Raw genomic sequence first — 17,114 nt, 5'->3', positions numbered from 1 at the left:
ACGATTCTGGGGGATCATTATTCAGCGGGGACGATTTCAAAGGTCACCGAAGTGGTCCGTGAAGACGTTGAAGCCTTCCAGAAACATCCGTTGAAAAAACGCTATGCCGTCGTGTTTCTAGACGGAACCTATCTGAAACTGCGCCGGGATCATGTAGCCAGTGAAGTAGTCTATGTCGCAATAGGGATTACACCCGAGGGGTATCGGGAAATCCTTGGCTTTTATGTAGGGGGGCAGGAAAGCTCTCTCGGCTGGAAAGATATCCTGATTGATCTCTATAACCGGGGGATGCAGGAAGTTCTGCTGGCCGTCTTCGACGGTCTGCCCGGGCTGACTGAATCCTTAAAAGAGATCTACCCAAAAGCCAACGTGCAGCGCTGTGTCCTGCATAAAGTTCGCCATTCGATGCATAAGGTCCGTCAATCTGAGCGGCAGGCCCTGGCCGTGGATCTCCGGAGGATCTATAGGGTGGACAGTAAGGAACAGGCGCAGGAAGCTTTTCAGGCCTTCGAAAAGAACTGGCAGAAGCTACACCCCAGTCTGGTTGAATCCTGGAGGAAAGACTTGCCCGCCCTTTTGACCTTCTTAAACGATCCTAAAGATATCCGGGCGTCCATTTACACGTCAAATATCATCGAAAGCACCCATAATGTTTTTAAACAACGGGTTAAAACGATACGCAGTTTTCCTGAGGAGCAGGCGGTAGAAAAAGTTTTCTATCTCGTGGCCAAGGGCCTCAATCAAAAATGGGAACGTGTGAAAATGCCCGGCTTTGTCAGCGCCCAAAGTGAGATACAGAAAATGTTTGAAAAACGGTACGGAATATAAACCCATCAAACATTTCTGGGGAGGGGGGTACCCCCCTCCCCAGAAATAAAAGGCCATGACTTAATGGATACCCTGCCTTACACAGACTTATTGACAAACCCGATAAATGTGCTGCGCCGGCCGATAAACTTCCGGTTAACTCTATGAATCTATGGTTAAGAGGCTAGTTCATTATAACTGATGCTGCGCCCGGTTTTCCGGAGATTTTTTGCATGGTTTCGAGCCAGCTCCTGGCCCGAAACCATCGGCGTTGCAGCGCCGTGCTGCCGTGCTTGCCTCACTCGAGCTGCTGCCGATTGTACGAATACACGGCGGGCAGAGAAAAATATCAGATATTTCTGCCGTTTAATGTCTGACCGCGCAGGATGTTTCCCCTTTTCAGCAGAGTCAATCGCCGTTCGCATGAACATTCGGGGACTATATCGCGGCTTGCACAAGCATATCGCCTTCGGAATAATTGAAGACGTATTCATTCCGCGGCCAGACCAGATACATGAGTGCAGGGAACGCACAAGCAACAAAATAAAGAGCCGGCTCGTACCCGCAAGGCTTTTTCACGCGCCCAGCTTTTTTGCATACGATGTTAAGCAGGCGGTGGTCAATGATGATAAGAAAGGATGACCGGAATGTGCGGAATAACTGGCTGGATTGACTGGCGGAAAGATTTGAGAAACGAAGGAAAAACGATTGAGAACATGGCGAGGACAATGGAGCATCGCGGACCGGACGATCTCAATATCTGGCTGTCGCCGAAAGCGGCATTCGGGCATGCGCGGCTGGTCGTCGTTGATCCCGCAGGCGGCCGGCAGCCGATGCGGAAAACGGTGGACGGACACGATTTTATCCTCGTTTATAACGGCGAGCTTTACAATACGGAAGAAATACGTGCGGATTTGTTAAAAGAGGGCTACCGGTTCAAAGGACATTCGGATACCGAAGTGCTGCTGACTGCCTACATGGCCTGGCATGAGAGCTGTCTGGATCATTTTAACGGCATATTTGCGTTTGCTGTCTGGGATGAACATGAGGAGAAACTGTTCGCCGCGCGCGACCGGCTGGGAGTCAAACCGTTCTTTTACAGTGAGAGGGGCGGCCGGCTGCTGTTCGGCTCGGAGCTGAAGGCGCTGCTTGCCCATCCCGATATGAAAGCGTCCATTGACCGTGAAGGGCTGTGCGAAGTATTCGGCCTGGGTCCGTCAAAGACGCCGGGGCACGGGATCTACAGCGGAATCGACGAATTGAGGCCGGCCCACGCGCTCACTTTTACCAAAGACGGTCTGAACGTCCGCCGCTACTGGAATGTAGCAAGCGAGCCGCACACGGATAATCTGGAAGATACGGTCGCCCATATTCGTTATCTTCTTAAAGACGCGGTAGAAAGGCAATTGTACGCTGACGTCCCGGTGACGACGTTCTTGTCCGGCGGCCTGGATTCGAGCGGGATATCCGCGCTTGCCGCAGCGTATTTCAAAAAAGAGGGCCGGGCGCCGCTCCATACGTATTCGATCGACTATAAAGAAAATGCTCGTTATTTCCATACGAGCAAGTTTCAGCCGAACAGCGATGCTCCGTTTATCAGGGAAGTGTCGGAATATCTCGGAACGGTACATCATGATCTCGTTATCGATAATGAACATCTTGTCGCCTACCTGAAAAAAGCGATCGTCGTTCGCGATATGCCGGGTTATGCCGATGTTGATTCGTCGCTGCTCTGGTTCTGCGAAGGGATCAAGAAAGAGTTCACGGTGGCTCTGTCCGGTGAATGCGCCGATGAAATTTTCGGCGGTTATCCATGGTTCCACAGTCCGGAAACCTCGGCAAAGGAAGGATTTCCGTGGATGCGTTCGATCGATGAACGCCAGGCTCTGCTGAACGGCAAGTGGGGCGGACGGCTGAGCCTGAAGGACTATGCGCTGACCCGTTTCAACGAGACAATTGCCGAAACGCCGCAGCTCGATCAGGAGTCCGCAGTCGATGCCAGGCGGCGGGAACTGTTCTATCTGAACATGAACTGGTTTATGACGGCGCTGCTTGACCGCAAGGACCGGATGAGCATGGGCGCAAGCCTCGAGGTGCGTGTGCCGTTTGCCGATCACAGAATCGTGCAGTACCTGTGGAACGTTCCGTGGAAGATGAAGATGCTGGATGGGCGCGAAAAGGGCATTCTGAGAGCGGCATTGAAGGGGATGCTGCCCGATGATGTTCTGTACCGGAAAAAGAGCCCCTATCCGAAAACGTATCATCCTCAATACACCGAAGCCGTTTCGGCATGGCTGCAGCAGGTGGTCGACAATCCGGGCGCGCCGCTGCTCGAATTCGCAGACAAAAATAAACTGCAGTCGATTATCGATACAAAAGGCGCGTCGTTTAAAGTTCCGTGGTTCGGTCAGCTTATGAGCGGGCCGCAGCTGATTGCGCACCTTGCCCAGATGAACGAGTGGCTGGAAACCTATAACGTTGACATCATTGACGGCTGAGGTCCCCTTTTTCACCGGCATACCGAAGCACCTGCCTCAAGATCTTCCGGACCGGACAAGGGGCCGTCCGGACTGCAGCAACATCGCGGACGGGGGAGCTCTGCCCGGATAACGGATCTCCCTGTTTTTTCAGAAAACGGTTTTAAAACCGATAATTTTCGAGAGCCTGACGGATCGAGGGCAGAAGGTCGTCCCACTGCGACGACGGTGCCTTATTGACCGTTATAAAATCATTCACCGCGAACAGGCCGTCTACGCCTTCAATGGCAAACAGCTGCGCGAGCAGTCCGTTGTTCGGGGCGCTTCCCTTTTTGACCTCGATCCTTTGTTTAAAAAGCGGCACTGTAAAGGTGAATTTTATCGCATTCGGATTCGGTGTTGCACTGGCTTTGAACTGCATGGTCCTGCATCCCTTCTAATGGTCATGATCATCGGCATCCTCTTTAATAAGGATGCCGTATTATTATAACACGGCCGTCTGCGGCGGGACATGAGAAAGAGCCGTTTATCGGGAGACGGTTCCACCTGATGTCCTAAATCCATAATGCTGCATGAAAGATGAAATGCGGCGAACAATCGGTTATACTGTAAAGGATCAGGATCAAGAAAGGAGGGAATCCCGTTGCCTGAGAATGAGCAGGATGAGCTGAAAGATCGGGTGCTTGAAGCACTGGAAGATGTCATTGATCCGGAACTCGGCGTCGATATTGTCAATCTGGGCCTTGTGTATGGCGTCGATATAGATGACGACAATAACGTTCTTGTCACGATGACTTTGACCTTTATGGGCTGTCCGCTTTCTGCGTCGCTTTCCTACGACGTCAAGCGTACGCTTGCAGAGATTGAAGGAATAAAAGAAGTCGAAGTGAATTTTGTCTGGGATCCGCCGTGGACGAAGGAGCGGATGTCCCGATATGCACGCATAGCATTAGGACTTTCCGAATGAAGCATCCCGCGAATGGGGTGCTTTTTTCCGTCATCAATCATGATCCCGGCGCATCACGCATAATCTTTCTTAGCGCTATTTGAAGGGCGGGAGAAGGGCATATGGAACGGGCGCTGATTTTCGGCGGACTATCGCCGCAAGGATTTCCCCTTTCGGAAATTCTGCTGGAAAAAGGCCTGCAGGTGGTGTCGCTGAGTACCGCTTTAAATGAAGATGAAAGGCAATCCGAGGATGAGAGAGAACTTTTTCTTGGCAGAAATGCACTTTTCCAAATCGAAAAGGCGGCTCCGGAAGCGTTTGATTATCTGTTCCTGACGGATATGATCCGGCCCTCTCCTAAGAGTAATGCCCGCCTGAAAGAAAAGTGGATTAAAATGTTTTTGCCGCACCCGCCGGCTGTTCCGAAATCGTCCGTGCTTTTGTCGTCTCTTGAAATCTGCGGCGGCAATGAGGGGAGACGGTCGGAAAGCATGCCCGTCCATCCCCGGACAGCTCTCGGCAAAGCCGCAGATGAGATGGAGTCGTACTTTGCCGGCAGGCTCGGCAAAGCCGGCGATGTCCAAACGGTCATTTTCCGGACCGATCTTGGCAATTTTACGGATCGGCGAAAGGGGCGGAGAACGGCCGAACTGATGGCGGAACTGGCTTTCGCCGATTTTCCGGGATCGCGATTAGAAGTGATTCATTTTACAGACGATCTGCAGGGAGACCCGGCGTCGAACCGGAAAATAAAAACAATTTTGCGGGGAAAAATCGACTGGCTCTGATCCCCGAATCAATTGACTCAAGGGGAAGACCCGTCGGATCATAAAATGAGCCCAAAGGACACATTAAAAAGTAAGCAGGAGTATCTCTTCAGCTCATTCTCCTGCTGTGCCGTCAAATGATGATCGACTTTTCCTGAGACTGTCAATCCGTCAATCTTTCGAAAGACGGAGAGCGTGTCCGCGATCCATAAACTCCTGCCACGGTTTAATTGGTCAGGCGCAACGGAATCGGGCGTAGCCACCGAAAACCTGTGCCAGCCGGCCGATAAACTACGCCTGCCGACCGAAAACGTGGGAGTGCTGACCGATAAAACTGCTATAATGACCGAAAACCCGGGAGCCGACCGATAAACCCGCTGCGTTGACCGAAAGCCCGGGAGCCGACCGTTAAATCCATTGTGCCGACCGAAAACCTGGATACGGCGACCGATAAACTCGCTACAATGACCGAAAACGTAGGAGCGCTGACCGATAACCCCGCTATAATGACCGAAAGCCCGGGAGCCGATCGTTAAATCCACAGCGCCGACCGAAAACCTGGATCTGTCGACCGATAACCCTGCTATAATGACCGAAAACCCGGGAGCCGACCGTTAAATCCACAGCGCCGACCGAAAACCTGGATACGGCGACCGATAACTCCGCTATAATGACCGAAAACCTGGGCACGCTGACCGATAAACTCGCTGCGTTGACCGAAAGCCCGGGAGCCGACCGTTAAATCCACAGCGCCGACCGAAAACCTGGATACGGCGACCGATAACTCCGCTATAATGACCGAAAACCTGGGCACGCTGACCGATAAACTCGCTGCGTTGACCGAAAGCCCGGGAGCCGATCGTTAAATCCATTGTGCCGACCGAAAACCTGGATATGTTGACCGATAAACTCGCTACAATGACCGAAAACGTAGGAGCGCTGACCGATAACCCCACTATAATGACCGAAAGCCCGGGAGCCGACCGTTAAATCCATTGTGCCGACCGAAACCCTGGATATGTTGACCGATAATCCCGCTATAATGACCGAAAGCCCGGGAGCCGATCGTTAAATCCATTGTGCCGACCGAAAACCTGGATATGTTGACCGATAACCCCGCTATAATGACCGAAAACCTGGGCACGCTGACCGATAAAATCGCTGCAATGACCGAAAGCCCGGGAGCCGATCGTTAAATCCACAGCGCCGACCGAAAACCTGGATCTGTCGACCGATAAACTCGCTACAATGACCGAAAACGTAGGAGCGCTGACCGATAACCCCGCTATAATGACCGAAAACCTGGATTCGCTGACCGAAAAACCCGCTGCAATGACCGAAAACCTGCGTCTGGCGATCGATAAGCCGTCAGCCACGGCTGATCCATCAATCAGGAATGGGTTCATTATTCTGGTTATTCACACTTATTTGTTTCAAGCGTTTACTGCCGATTTTTCACACATTTCTGTTGATATTTTGCATTTCATTGGTGATGATCGGCGATTTACTGCTGATATCCAACGCTTTTCGACGATTTTGACCGCGATTCACAGGAATACGCGGCAGTCTGAAGAAAAAGATCGGGTGTTTCCGCCGTGTAACATCTGTCTGCGCATGATAGCCATCTTTCTCAGAGAAATAAAATCGCCGTTCGCATAACATTCAGAGAATAGACCGGTGCCTGTGCCGGGCCGATCGCTTTTCGGAAGAAACGATGATGCTTTTCCGCCGCGGCCCGGCCGGATACATGAGTTGAGGGGATATCCATTAAAGTAAAAAATCAAGACGATCGGATCGCCTTGATTTTTTGCCATTAAAATCATTTCGGACCGGGAAGGTCATGGCCGTTTAAAAAGTTTCAGCAGCGGGGACAGCTGTTTCACGGCAGGAGCGGTCTGCTTGAAGACGGTAACGAGCTGCGTCGCTCCGTTCATCATTTTTCCGGTGTCAAAATGCCCGTTCTGATCGAGAAACGGTTTCAGAAAACCGGGATGCTGCGACGACTTGGGGGCGCTTGCCTGCCAGCCGTTGTTCTGATAAAATGCTTGTGGCGGCTGAACCGGCGGCCGTCCGGCGCCGAACATGAAGTGCGTAAAGGGATCATACTCGCCATCTCTTCTGTTCTGTCCGTATTGTACCAAGAATCTCACTCCTTTGTGCATGGATCATTTCGCGGTAATCAGAACTTTTGACACTGCATTTTATGCTGCGGCAAGGCGACAGGTGATGTTCATCAGCCCGGACCGCAAATTCTCTGCGTTTGTACCGGAAAAGGATCCGGAAGCGGCGGATCCCCGAACTGTTGGACAAAAAGAATTTGTAGTATTATATTGTTACCAAGTCATTATATATACTGTTAAGATCTGAGAGGAGAATTGCGGATGTCCGCAGGAATACTGGGAATTGGAAAGTACGTTCCCGAACGCGTGCTCACAAATTTTGATCTGGAAGAAATGATGGATACTTCCGATGAATGGATTCGGACAAGAACAGGAATTAAGGAGAGAAGGATTGCCGACGACAAGACGGACACTTCCGACATGGCTTTCGGGGCCGCCGAAAAAGCGATCGAAAATGCCGGGCTGAAAGCAGCGGACATTGACATGATTCTGGTCGCCACGGTGACGCCGGATCAGCCGTTTCCTTCTGTCGCCTGCATGCTTCAGAACCGGCTGGGAACAAGGACTATACCTGCGATGGACATCAGTGCCGCCTGCTCGGGATTCATCTACGGCATGGTAACGGCAAAACAATTTATTGATTCAGGCACTTATAAGCATATTCTGGTTGTCGGTGTGGAGAAATTGTCCAAAATCACAAACTGGAAAGACAGAACGACGGCCGTGCTCTTTGGAGATGCGGCGGCGGCGGCCGTGCTCGGCCCTGTCTCCGCAGGAAAAGGAATTCTATCTTTCGAACTCGGATCCGACGGGAGCGGCGGGAAAAATTTGTATCAGGACGGAAACATCATTAAGATGAACGGCAGGGAAGTGTTTAAATTTGCCGTACGGCAGATGGGCGAGTCGGCCGTTCATGTCGTCGAAAAAGCAGGCCTGAAAAAGGAGGACATCGATTTTCTGATTCCTCATCAGGCGAATATCAGGATTATGGAGGCTTCGCGAGAGAGGCTGGGCATACCTGAAGAAAAAGTGATTAAAACGATTCAGAAATACGGAAACACATCAAGCTCCACTATTCCGCTTGCTTTGACAGACGCTCTGGAGAACGGGATCGTGAAAGACGGCGATCTTATTGTCATGGTCGGTTTCGGCGGCGGTCTGACCTGGGGCGCTCTGACCTTGCGGTGGGGAAAATGACGGTACCGCAATCGCAATCCACAAAATTTTTTAAACCGTTAAATAATCGACTAAGTCCGGTTGCGGTTTATGATTTTACAGGCTAAAGGAGAGAATATAATGATAAGAAGAGTCGTCGTTACCGGGCTGGGCGCTGTGACACCTCTTGGCAATGATGTCGCAACTTCATGGGAGAATGCGGTGGCCGGGAAGTCCGGCATCGGCATTGTGACCCGTGTCAACCCGGATGATTTTCGTGCTAAAGTGGCGGGCGAAGTGAAAGACTTCGATCCTGAAATGTTTATTGATCGGAAAAATGTTCTGCGGATGGACCGCTTTGCCCAATTTGCCGTTGCCGCAGCGAAAATGGCAGTTGAAGATTCCAAGTATACGATAGACGATACGAATGCTTACCGCAGCGGAGTCTGGATCGGTTCCGGTATTGGCGGGATGGAGACCTATGAAAAAGAATTGCGTACGGCCCTGACAAAGGGCTATCGGCGCGTCAGTCCTTTCTTTGTTCCGATGATGATTCCGGATATGGCTTCCGGACAGGTTTCCATCCTGTTAGGGACGAAGGGCGTCAATTTGTGCACGGTTACGGCCTGTGCGACCGGGACCGATTCGATCGGCAATGCGTTCAGAGTGATTCAGCGCGGCGACAATGACATGATCATTTGCGGGGGGACGGAGGCGCCGCTGACCAATATGGCGTTCGCCGGATTTTGCTCCGCGCGTGCGCTCTCGACAAACCCGGATCCGAAAACGGCCTGCCGCCCTTTTGATAAGAACCGCGACGGTTTCGTCATGGGCGAGGGAGCGGGCATTCTTGTTCTGGAGTCTCTTGACTCCGCTCTGAAAAGGGGCGCACATATCTATGCCGAAGTCGCCGGATACGGTGCGACAAGCGACGCTTTCCATGTCACACGTCCGGATCCCGAGGGAGCGGGCGCTATCCACTCGATGCAAACGGCGCTGGAGGATGCCGGCCTTTCTACCGAACAGGTCGACTATATTAATGCTCACGGAACGAGCACGGAAGTTAACGATTCTACCGAAACGAAGGCTGTGAAAGAGGTGTTCGGGCAGCGTGCCTATAAACTCGCGATCAGTTCGACCAAATCGATGACCGGCCATTTACTCGGAGCCTCCGGCGGTGTCGAAGCGATTTTTGCAATCAAAGCGATAACTGAAGGGATTGTTCCGCCGACGATTAATTATGAAACGCCCGATGAGGCGTGCGATCTTGATTATGTAACAAACGGCGCGATCAGTAAACAGGTAGATGTAGCGATGAGCAATTCTTTCGGATTCGGCGGTCATAACGCGACGCTTGTTTTTAAAAAATACGAAGCCTGAATTCGCTGATCGCTGATTCGAAAAAAGAAGCAGTCTTATTTTTTCCCGGAGCGGGCTCCGGGTTTTTTAATACACTAAATAAGAAAGATAAAATTTCAGCGGATTCATCTGAGCGGCCCGGCATAACCGTGCCCTGCAGCTTGTCGGTCACAGCACAGCCCTTGTTGCCGGCCGGCAAGTTTTTTATGTCCGAAAAGCAGAAGCAATAGAAGATAAAGGGAATAGGAGCGGGAGGACGGGCATAAAAATGATCAAAAAACAAACTTTGGATGTTTGAAAAATAGCGCTGAGTCGGAATAAATTCTTTTATCGATGACCATAATGTTTTCAAATCAAAAAAGAGGAGACGAAGCGTTCATGGAGATCATCAGTGATGTTTGGGTCAATTGGTTTGAAGGCGAAGAAAACGGATACAATGTCTGCGAATTTTACGAATGGCGCAAGCACGACTTTATCGAATTGCTTGATCAGGCCCCGCTCGTCAAAATAGAAAAACCTTTGTTCGACTACATTGAAAACGACTTGCAGGATTTGCCGGCGAATCTGCTGCAGGCTGTGCGGAACAAGAGCGTTATCTGCAAGAATAATCAGCGCGAGATGATTGAATACTGTTTCATAGCAACCGACGGAGAACGCTGCCTGGCCGCGGACACGCTCGGTTATGCGATACCTGTCAGAAAGAGCAGGCTGATCCCCCGTCAGGAGAACATGATCCTGGAAAAAGCAGAACAAATGCCGGCCGTTCAGTATCCGCTGCCGCAAGCGGGAAGAGAGAAGGCTTATCACCTGCTTTCTCTTAATCCCGACCTGATGATCGGGCTGACCAGAAAAGAACGCCAGGTGAAGCAGCTCCTGTTTATGGCACTTGATCAGCTGCATTCGACAGGCAGTGTCGAAGAGATGCGCTATTGGTACACGGAATGGTTTCCGACACAATATGCCGAAAGCCGGCGGATGAGTTTTGAAGAGGCATGGAACGGACTCGTCGAAGGGATGAAGCAGGGGTGGTCGGAAAAACACAGCGACATTTGCGAACGCTTGATTAAAGGGCAGTCCTATTTTGAAAAGCTTTGGGAACTGGAACACGGCCCGAAAGTTCAGTAATCGCCGGAGCGGGACAAAAAGCAGAATGGGGCGCTTCGCATGCTGAAAAGCTGGAATGAACGGTGCAAACAGAATATCGGTTTTGATACCGATCCGCATGAAGCATCGGTTGTTCCCGGATCAGATAAAGGGCACCCGCCGCGTCACGGAGAAGGACAGGATGACGGGAAGCCGCTATGAATGTTTTTCTCAATAAGACGGGGGAAAAAAGATCCGCGGCTTGATCACGGCAGCCGGCAACGGCCGGCAGATGATGTTTTATTTATGAAAGGAAGAAAAAAAGGACGTCTCACCAGTCGATGTTCCGACTCTGAGACGCCCCTGTTTCATTTTGTAAAGAGTGGCCGGTCATCGATCAGCCCTTCAATCCGCTCCCGCCCTTTTTAGGGCGGCTTTTTCAGCAGTCCGCTCAGTGTCTGCCGATGCGCCCGATGCCGAGCGCCTTTTCCGCTTTTTTCAGTGTTTTCTGCGCGATCGCATAGGCTTTCTCGGCGCCTTCATCAAGAACTTTGTCCAGTTCGGATGATTCGATCAGATTATTGTAACGCTCACGGATCGGCTTCAGCGTATTGGCAACCGTCTCGGCCACGTCGGTTTTAAATTCACCATAGCCTTTCCCTTGATAGACATTCACTAGTTCGTCGACGGAACGGCCGGAACAAAGGGAGAAGATGTCGAGCAGATTGGAGACACCGGGTTTCTGTTCCCGGTCGTAACGGATTTCGGCCTCGTCATCGGTAGTGGCAGCCTTGATCTTTTTGATGATTTCCTTTTCACTGTCCAGTATGAAAAGGGTCGCTTTGCGGTTTGTGTCCGATTTGCTCATTTTCTTAACCGGTTCTGCCAGAGACATGATTCGTGCACCGACCGCAGGAATATAAGGCTCCGGAATCACAAAAACATTGCCGTATTTGTGGTTGAAACGTTCCGCCAGATTCCGTGTCAGTTCAAGATGCTGTTTCTGATCGGCGCCGACCGGAACAAGTTCCGTGTTGTAAAGCAGAATATCCGCGGCCATCAGCGGCGGGTAAGTGAGCAGTCCGGCGGGGACCGATGTTTTGCCTTTGGATTTATCCTTGAACTGCGTCATGCGCTCAAGCTCGCCCATGTAGCTGATACATTGCATGATCCAGCCGAGCTGGGCGTGGCACGGTACTTCCGATTGAATGAAAAGAATGGAACGCTCCGGATCGATGCCCATAGCCAGATAAAGAGCTGCCAGATTGCGGATATTCCGCTGAATTTCGCCGGGATCCTGCGGCAGGGTTATGGCATGTTCGTCCACGATACAGTAGATACATTCATTGCCGTCCTGAAGTGCGACAAAATTGCGCATGGCGCCCAGATAGTTGCCGAGATGAGGAATCGAAGTCGGCTGAACGCCGGAAAAAATTTTTGCCAAAATGTTCACCTTCCTGTAGTTGCCGGATATATGTTTATTACCGGAAAAGTATTAAAAAAATGTATAAAAAAAAGCCTTTCATCCTTAAGGGACGAAAAGACCGCGGTGCCACCCTTTTTGTTCCCGGAAAAAGAATTCGGAAACATCTCTGCCCGATGATGCGGCTTTACCGCTCATCAGCTTCGCTTTAACGCGCGAACCGCGTCAATGCCTACTTTTCATCAAATCCGATGAAGTTTCGGATTGCACTCGAAAGCCCATTCGGCAACCGTTCGCCGCCCGGCTCGCAGCACTTCCGGGCTCTCTTCGGACATCCGGCTGTCTACTCTTCTTTCTCATTGCTTTTTTCCCTATTTTCCGGTACCGCAACTTTTATGAAGCAGTACGCGTTTCAGTGCCCTTCATTATACCCAATCCACGGAGCAAAAGCAAACGGGAGCGGGCATTTCGGGAGCGGGGGGCCGGATTGCGCTTAAATCAAAACGGACACAGCCAGCGACAGACAGAACAGCGACAGGCTGACCCAGATCAGCGGCCATGTGAACGGCGACCGCCGGCCGCTCCGTTTTCTGTATTCGGCAAGCGGCGCCTCGGCGTCCGCGTCGCCGAGACGGTTTTTGCGGACAGTCCTCGAAAACCGTTTGAAGCTGTATATGATACCGTCAAAAAATCCTCCCTGAATAATAAAAATAATCAGTCCGGCGCTCAAAAACAGCAGACACACAATTGACAAACTATTTAGGAGAGAAATGAGAGAAAAGGCATGCGGCGAGAAAAATTGGGCAAACAACGCAAGCAGAAGCTCCGCCGAAAGGACAGAAAAATAAGAGATCAGCGGTTTATGTAGTAAAAATTTCAAGAGAATCCCCCCCTGCTTATCATAGCGGAGCTCTGCCAATACGGCAACGGCGATGTGAGCAATCATCACATTGCCCGGAAAATATTTTAAATAAAAAAAGCTTTATAACAAGAAAATTGATTAAGTATCGACTGCAAAGTATCTTTTACATAAAAAAAAAGAATGCAAATTGTGAGAATAACTTGTATAATAGCCCTTGTAGGTTGATTCTGTCTTCGGAAAAGATCGAAGAATTTTCCGAAAACGAAAAAAGATAATAAAAATTGGGGAGGTCATTGCTTTATGAGGAGTAAGGTAAGATGGTCGCTGGCGCTGTCGTTCATCCTGGCGCTGAGCCTCGTGCTCTCGGCGTGCGGAAGTTCAGGCAGCGGCAGCAGCGGTACTAGCAGCAGTAAGCTGGCCAAGAGTCAAGTGCTGAATCTGGCAATTTCCCAGGATATCCCGACGCTTGATCCGACTCAGGCAACGGATACCACGTCGACCAACGCCATCGAAGAAACGATGTCCGGGCTGACGAGAATGCATAACAATAAATATGAATGGGATCTCGCGGCGGGCGCACCGAAAGTCAGCGCGGACAAAAAGACAATTACATTTACGCTCCGCGACGCCAAGTGGTCCGACGGCAAGCCGGTAACGGCACAGGATTTTGTTTACGGCTGGCAGCATCAGAACGATCCGGCCGCGAAACCGCAGTATAATTATCTGTTCGCGTCGGCGGGCATTAAAAATGCGGCAGCCATTGAAGATCCGACAAACAAGGCGCTGTACGGCAAATATCAGCAGCTGGGCGTCAAGGCGCTGAACAGCAAAACACTTCAAGTGACGCTGGAACAACCGCTTCCTTCGTTCTTCTACAGCCTTCTGTCCCAGCCGCAGTTCCTGCCTCAGCGTGAGGACTTTGTCAAAGCACAGGGCAAGAATTACGCGGCCGGGCCTCAAAATCTTCTCTACGACGGACCTTTTAAACTGACATCCTGGAATAAGGGCGTCGGCTGGACCTATAAGAAAAATACGGATTACTGGAACGCAAAGTCAATCAAACTTGACACCGTTAATGTCCAGGTTCAGAAAGACATCGCTACCGAAGTAAACCTTTACAAAACGAACAAAATAGACGCAGCCTTCACTTTAACCGGCGATTATGTCACTTCGCTGAAAACAAGCAATCCGAGCGAAGTTAAAAGCAATCTGACTTCAGGCACATTCTTCCTGTATATCAATCAGAAGACAAACAAAAATCTGGCAAATCTGAATCTGCGTAAAGCGCTCAACGCAGCCATTGACCGCAACAGTTTTGTCAAGGTGCTCTTTAACAACGGATCAATCGGCTCGAACTTCGTTGTTCCGAAGGGCTTCACGGTCGGCCCCGACGGCAAGGATTTCCGCGGCGACAATCCGGTCAACGGCTACTCGGCAGGCAATGCTTCCGCCGCGAAATCGTATTGGAACAAAGCAAAACAGGAACTGGGCATCAAGACTCTGAACCTGACTTTCCTGAGCCCGGATACTGCTCAATATAAACAATGGGATCAATACCTGGCAAATCAGATCTCTAAGAATCTGCCGGGCATTAAAGTGACGATCAACCAGCAGCCATGGTCGAATTATCTGTCGCTGAATCAGTCGTTTAAATTCGATCTTGCATTCAGCGGCTGGTTCCCGGATTACCAGGATCCGATGACCTATCTTGATATGTTCTCAACCGGCAACCCGCAGAACACAACCGGCTGGTCGAATAAAACATTTGATAATCTGATCACTTCAGCTAAGGCTGAAACGGGCCAGCCCCAGAAACGCTGGAACGATATGCTTCAGGCAGAAAAAGTCATGATGGCCGACTATCCGATCGTTCCGATTTATCAGGAAGGTACTGCCTGGGCACAGAAGTCGTATGTAAAGGGATTGGAACTGCCTTCATACGGCCCGCAATATGATTTTTCACAAGCATATATACTGCAGCATTAAAAAGAGCATGAGCAGCTCTGAAAATGCCAGTAGAATTGTGGAAGGAGAGTATATGTCGGTTCCGGCATATGCTCTCTTTTCAATTAATCTGTTTATGTAGAAAATTATATGATTTATGATAATTGTTGTGCTGATCATTCAGGAAGAAAACATAGATAGCATAAAAATAGGAGGTAGGAATCAATGGGACGATATGTCCTGAAACGGATCGGATACATGTTTGTCACATTGTATGTGGTCATTACACTGACTTTTCTGGCGATGAAGCTGCTGCCCGGAACGCCGTTCAAAAATGCCAATCGGCTTTCCCCCGTTCAGCTTAATCAATTGAAACACTTTTACGGACTGGATCAATCGGTCCCCATTCAATATCTTAAATATATGTGGAATCTGATTCACGGCGATCTGGGCGGCTCTTTTCAATTCGGCATGCAGCCCGTATCGCAGCTGATGATTGCCAAATTCCCCGTCTCGCTCGATCTTGGGATGGAAGCGATCGTGGTGGGCGCTATCTTAGGAATCCTGCTGGGCATTGTCGCAGGCCTGCACCGCGGCAAGGCGCTTGACTGGGGAACGATGGCGGTTTCGATTTTCGGCATCTCCATTCCTTCGTTTATTTTTGCAGGCATCCTGCAATACCTGTTCGGTGTTCGGATCGGCTGGTTCCCGGTTGCCGGGTGGAGCGGACCTGCTTCGCATGTCCTGCCGGTGATCTCGCTTGCGGTTTATGTGCTCGCTCTTGTGGCACGATTCATGCGCTCGGAAATGGTCGACGTTTTGAATCAGGATTATATCGTAACAGCGGAGGCGAAGGGGCTGTCCACTTCTGCCGTCGTCTTCAAGCATGCCGTACGCAACGCGCTCATACCCGTTATTACCATTCTTGGTCCGCTGACGGCGATGATCATTACCGGCTCTCTCGTGATCGAAGAAATCTTCGGCATACCCGGCATCGGCGCTCAGTTTGTGGATTCAATCGTTACCAATGATTATCCGATGATCATGGGGACGACGGAACTGTATGCCGCTCTCTTTATCATCACGATGCTTATTGTCGATATCCTTTATGGAATTATTGATCCGAGAATTCGTATGTCTGAAGGAGGAAAATCCTGATGGCGATGTCAGATGAAGAACTATCGAGAGATTCGTTTACACCGGCCGATATCAGCCATGAAGCGAGCGAGAAACTGTCCGGCGAAGTAGTCAGTGCCTGGAAGGATGCCTTTCGCCGCCTGTTTCAGAATAAGGGCGCCATGGTATCCGCTGCCATATTGATTATTTTGATCGCTCTGGCAATCGTTGCTCCGCAGGCGAGCCAGTACAGTATTGACAACCAAAGTCTGATCCGTTCCAATCTTCCTCCGAAAGTCAGCGCTTTGTCCTGGCTTCCGTTTTTCAGCGGCAAAGAGAACGGTGTCGATGTTTACCAGGAAAGAGGAGTCAAGCAGGACTTCTGGTTCGGGACGGATACGCTCGGTAGAGATCAATGGACAAGGACGTGGGCCGGCACACGAATATCTCTGATTATTGCACTGATCGCCGCGCTGGCCGATATGTTTATCGGAGTGGTTTATGGCGGTATTTCCGGATATTTCGGCGGCATGACCGATAACATTATGCAGCGTATTGTGGAAATTATTTCCGGCATTCCTTATCTCGTCTGGGTTATTTTACTTATTCTCATTCTTCAGCCCGGATTGCTGACCATTGCCATTGCCATTCTGGCGACCAACTGGGTTGCCATGTCGCGTATTGTCCGCGGCGAGATGCTTAAATTCAAAAATCAGGAGTTTGTGCTTGCTTCGCGAACGCTCGGTGCCGGACACGGACGGATCATTTTCCGCCATCTGATTCCTAATTCACTGGGCATGATTATCGTTAATACGATGTTCTCGATTCCGAATGCTATTTTCTTTGAGGCTTTTCTCAGCTTCATCGGGCTCGGAATCCGCGATCCTCAGGCTTCGCTCGGTTCCCTGCTGAGCAGCGGCTATACGGAACTGCAGCTTCATCCGTATCAAACGTTGTATCCCGGACTGGTGATCAGCCTGCTGCTGATCTGCTTCAATATTCTCGGAGACGGTTTACGGGATGCATTTGATCCTAAATTACGGCGTTAATCGGGG

General features: G+C 50.5%; 16 protein-coding genes and 1 other annotated feature. Of the genes, 11 read left to right on the top strand and 5 right to left on the bottom strand.

Annotated features, from left to right (window positions below; genetic code table 11):
* Window positions 1-828, top strand: an 828-nt coding sequence (locus tag Q6A92_RS07660; protein ID WP_332237549.1) for an IS256 family transposase, incomplete at its 5' end; no start/stop codon positions are given.
* Window positions 829-1,454: 626 nt separating this feature from the next.
* Window positions 1,455-3,305, top strand: a complete 1,851-nt coding sequence (gene asnB, locus Q6A92_RS07655; RefSeq protein ID WP_332237547.1) for an asparagine synthase (glutamine-hydrolyzing) — start codon at window positions 1,455-1,457, stop codon at window positions 3,303-3,305.
* A 142-nt stretch (window positions 3,306-3,447) separates the two neighbouring features.
* On the opposite strand, the gene Q6A92_RS07650 is transcribed toward asnB, so the two are convergent.
* A complete protein-coding gene (locus Q6A92_RS07650; RefSeq protein WP_332237545.1) occupies window positions 3,448-3,705 on the bottom strand; it encodes a NifU N-terminal domain-containing protein in 258 nt (85 codons plus the stop codon).
* Window positions 3,706-3,927: 222 nt separating this feature from the next.
* On the opposite strand from Q6A92_RS07650, the gene Q6A92_RS07645 reads away from it, so the two are divergent.
* A complete protein-coding gene (locus Q6A92_RS07645) occupies window positions 3,928-4,251 on the top strand; it encodes a metal-sulfur cluster assembly factor (RefSeq protein ID WP_274397655.1) in 324 nt (107 codons plus the stop codon).
* A 101-nt stretch (window positions 4,252-4,352) separates the two neighbouring features.
* Entirely contained in the window at window positions 4,353-5,018 is a 666-nt protein-coding gene (locus tag Q6A92_RS07640; protein WP_332237543.1) for a hypothetical protein, read from the top strand.
* Window positions 5,019-6,034: 1,016 nt separating this feature from the next.
* Here Q6A92_RS07640 and Q6A92_RS07635 read toward each other — a convergent pair.
* On the bottom strand, window positions 6,035-6,373 hold the full coding sequence (locus Q6A92_RS07635; protein WP_332237542.1) for a hypothetical protein: 339 nt from the start codon (window positions 6,371-6,373) through the stop codon (window positions 6,035-6,037).
* A 462-nt stretch (window positions 6,374-6,835) separates the two neighbouring features.
* Entirely contained in the window at window positions 6,836-7,138 is a 303-nt protein-coding gene (locus Q6A92_RS07630) for a YppG family protein (RefSeq protein ID WP_443029699.1), read from the bottom strand.
* A 240-nt stretch (window positions 7,139-7,378) separates the two neighbouring features.
* On the opposite strand from Q6A92_RS07630, the gene Q6A92_RS07625 reads away from it, so the two are divergent.
* From Q6A92_RS07625 to Q6A92_RS07610, 4 genes are all read left to right on the top strand, one after another.
* On the top strand, window positions 7,379-8,314 hold the full coding sequence (locus Q6A92_RS07625; protein WP_274397650.1) for a beta-ketoacyl-ACP synthase III: 936 nt from the start codon (window positions 7,379-7,381) through the stop codon (window positions 8,312-8,314).
* Window positions 8,315-8,413: 99 nt separating this feature from the next.
* Window positions 8,414-9,652 (top strand): beta-ketoacyl-ACP synthase II, encoded by a 1,239-nt coding sequence (gene fabF, locus Q6A92_RS07620; RefSeq protein ID WP_443029698.1) that lies wholly within the window; start codon window positions 8,414-8,416, stop codon window positions 9,650-9,652.
* A gap of 357 nt (window positions 9,653-10,009) precedes the next feature.
* Window positions 10,010-10,756 carry a DUF3603 family protein gene (locus tag Q6A92_RS07615; protein WP_332237540.1) on the top strand — a complete coding sequence of 249 codons (747 nt, stop codon included), beginning with the start codon at window positions 10,010-10,012 and terminating at the stop codon, window positions 10,754-10,756.
* A gap of 39 nt (window positions 10,757-10,795) precedes the next feature.
* Window positions 10,796-10,936 (top strand): hypothetical protein, encoded by a 141-nt coding sequence (locus Q6A92_RS07610; RefSeq protein WP_332237539.1) that lies wholly within the window; start codon window positions 10,796-10,798, stop codon window positions 10,934-10,936.
* A 229-nt stretch (window positions 10,937-11,165) separates the two neighbouring features.
* Here the strand turns inward: Q6A92_RS07610 and trpS are convergent, their stop codons facing one another.
* A complete protein-coding gene (gene trpS / locus Q6A92_RS07605; RefSeq protein WP_332237538.1) occupies window positions 11,166-12,158 on the bottom strand; it encodes a tryptophan--tRNA ligase in 993 nt (330 codons plus the stop codon).
* A gap of 84 nt (window positions 12,159-12,242) precedes the next feature.
* Window positions 12,243-12,506 (bottom strand) — a binding site (T-box leader).
* Window positions 12,507-12,630: 124 nt separating this feature from the next.
* Complete coding sequence (locus Q6A92_RS07600) at window positions 12,631-13,017, bottom strand: DUF3899 domain-containing protein (RefSeq protein ID WP_332237537.1); 387 nt, start codon at window positions 13,015-13,017, stop codon at window positions 12,631-12,633.
* A 282-nt stretch (window positions 13,018-13,299) separates the two neighbouring features.
* Here Q6A92_RS07600 and Q6A92_RS07595 point away from each other — a divergent pair, with 282 nt between their 5' ends.
* From Q6A92_RS07595 to opp3C, 3 genes are all read left to right on the top strand, one after another.
* Window positions 13,300-14,985, top strand: a complete 1,686-nt coding sequence (locus Q6A92_RS07595; RefSeq protein WP_274397645.1) for a peptide ABC transporter substrate-binding protein — start codon at window positions 13,300-13,302, stop codon at window positions 14,983-14,985.
* A gap of 183 nt (window positions 14,986-15,168) precedes the next feature.
* The gene (locus Q6A92_RS07590; protein ID WP_274397644.1) at window positions 15,169-16,101 is read left to right on the top strand and encodes an ABC transporter permease; all 933 of its coding nucleotides are present in this window, start codon (window positions 15,169-15,171) and stop codon (window positions 16,099-16,101) included.
* Window positions 16,101-17,108, top strand: a complete 1,008-nt coding sequence (opp3C, locus tag Q6A92_RS07585) for an oligopeptide ABC transporter permease (RefSeq protein ID WP_332237536.1) — start codon at window positions 16,101-16,103, stop codon at window positions 17,106-17,108. The genes Q6A92_RS07590 and opp3C overlap by 1 nt, the downstream gene beginning before the upstream one ends.
* The last annotated feature ends 6 nt before the right edge of the window (window positions 17,109-17,114 follow it).

It is taken from the genome of Sporolactobacillus sp. KGMB 08714 (genome assembly GCF_036598985.1).
GTDB lineage: Bacteria > Bacillota > Bacilli > Bacillales > Sporolactobacillaceae > Sporolactobacillus.
This window is presented reverse-complemented; position numbering and strand designations above follow the sequence as displayed.

What these genes read in the sequence shown, in the direction of transcription:
- asnB (WP_332237547.1), top strand. Translation starts at nt 1,455, where the DNA reads ATGTGCGGAATAACTGGCTGGATTGACTGGCGGAAAGATTTGAGAAAC.
- Q6A92_RS07650 (WP_332237545.1), bottom strand. Translation starts at nt 3,705, where the DNA reads ATGCAGTTCAAAGCCAGTGCAACACCGAATCCGAATGCGATAAAATTC.
- Q6A92_RS07640 (WP_332237543.1), top strand. Translation starts at nt 4,353, where the DNA reads ATGGAACGGGCGCTGATTTTCGGCGGACTATCGCCGCAAGGATTTCCC.
- Q6A92_RS07625 (WP_274397650.1), top strand. Translation starts at nt 7,379, where the DNA reads ATGTCCGCAGGAATACTGGGAATTGGAAAGTACGTTCCCGAACGCGTG.
- fabF (WP_443029698.1), top strand. Translation starts at nt 8,414, where the DNA reads ATGATAAGAAGAGTCGTCGTTACCGGGCTGGGCGCTGTGACACCTCTT.
- Q6A92_RS07615 (WP_332237540.1), top strand. Translation starts at nt 10,010, where the DNA reads ATGGAGATCATCAGTGATGTTTGGGTCAATTGGTTTGAAGGCGAAGAA.
- Q6A92_RS07610 (WP_332237539.1), top strand. Translation starts at nt 10,796, where the DNA reads ATGCTGAAAAGCTGGAATGAACGGTGCAAACAGAATATCGGTTTTGAT.
- Q6A92_RS07595 (WP_274397645.1), top strand. Translation starts at nt 13,300, where the DNA reads ATGAGGAGTAAGGTAAGATGGTCGCTGGCGCTGTCGTTCATCCTGGCG.
- Q6A92_RS07590 (WP_274397644.1), top strand. Translation starts at nt 15,169, where the DNA reads ATGGGACGATATGTCCTGAAACGGATCGGATACATGTTTGTCACATTG.
- opp3C (WP_332237536.1), top strand. Translation starts at nt 16,101, where the DNA reads ATGGCGATGTCAGATGAAGAACTATCGAGAGATTCGTTTACACCGGCC.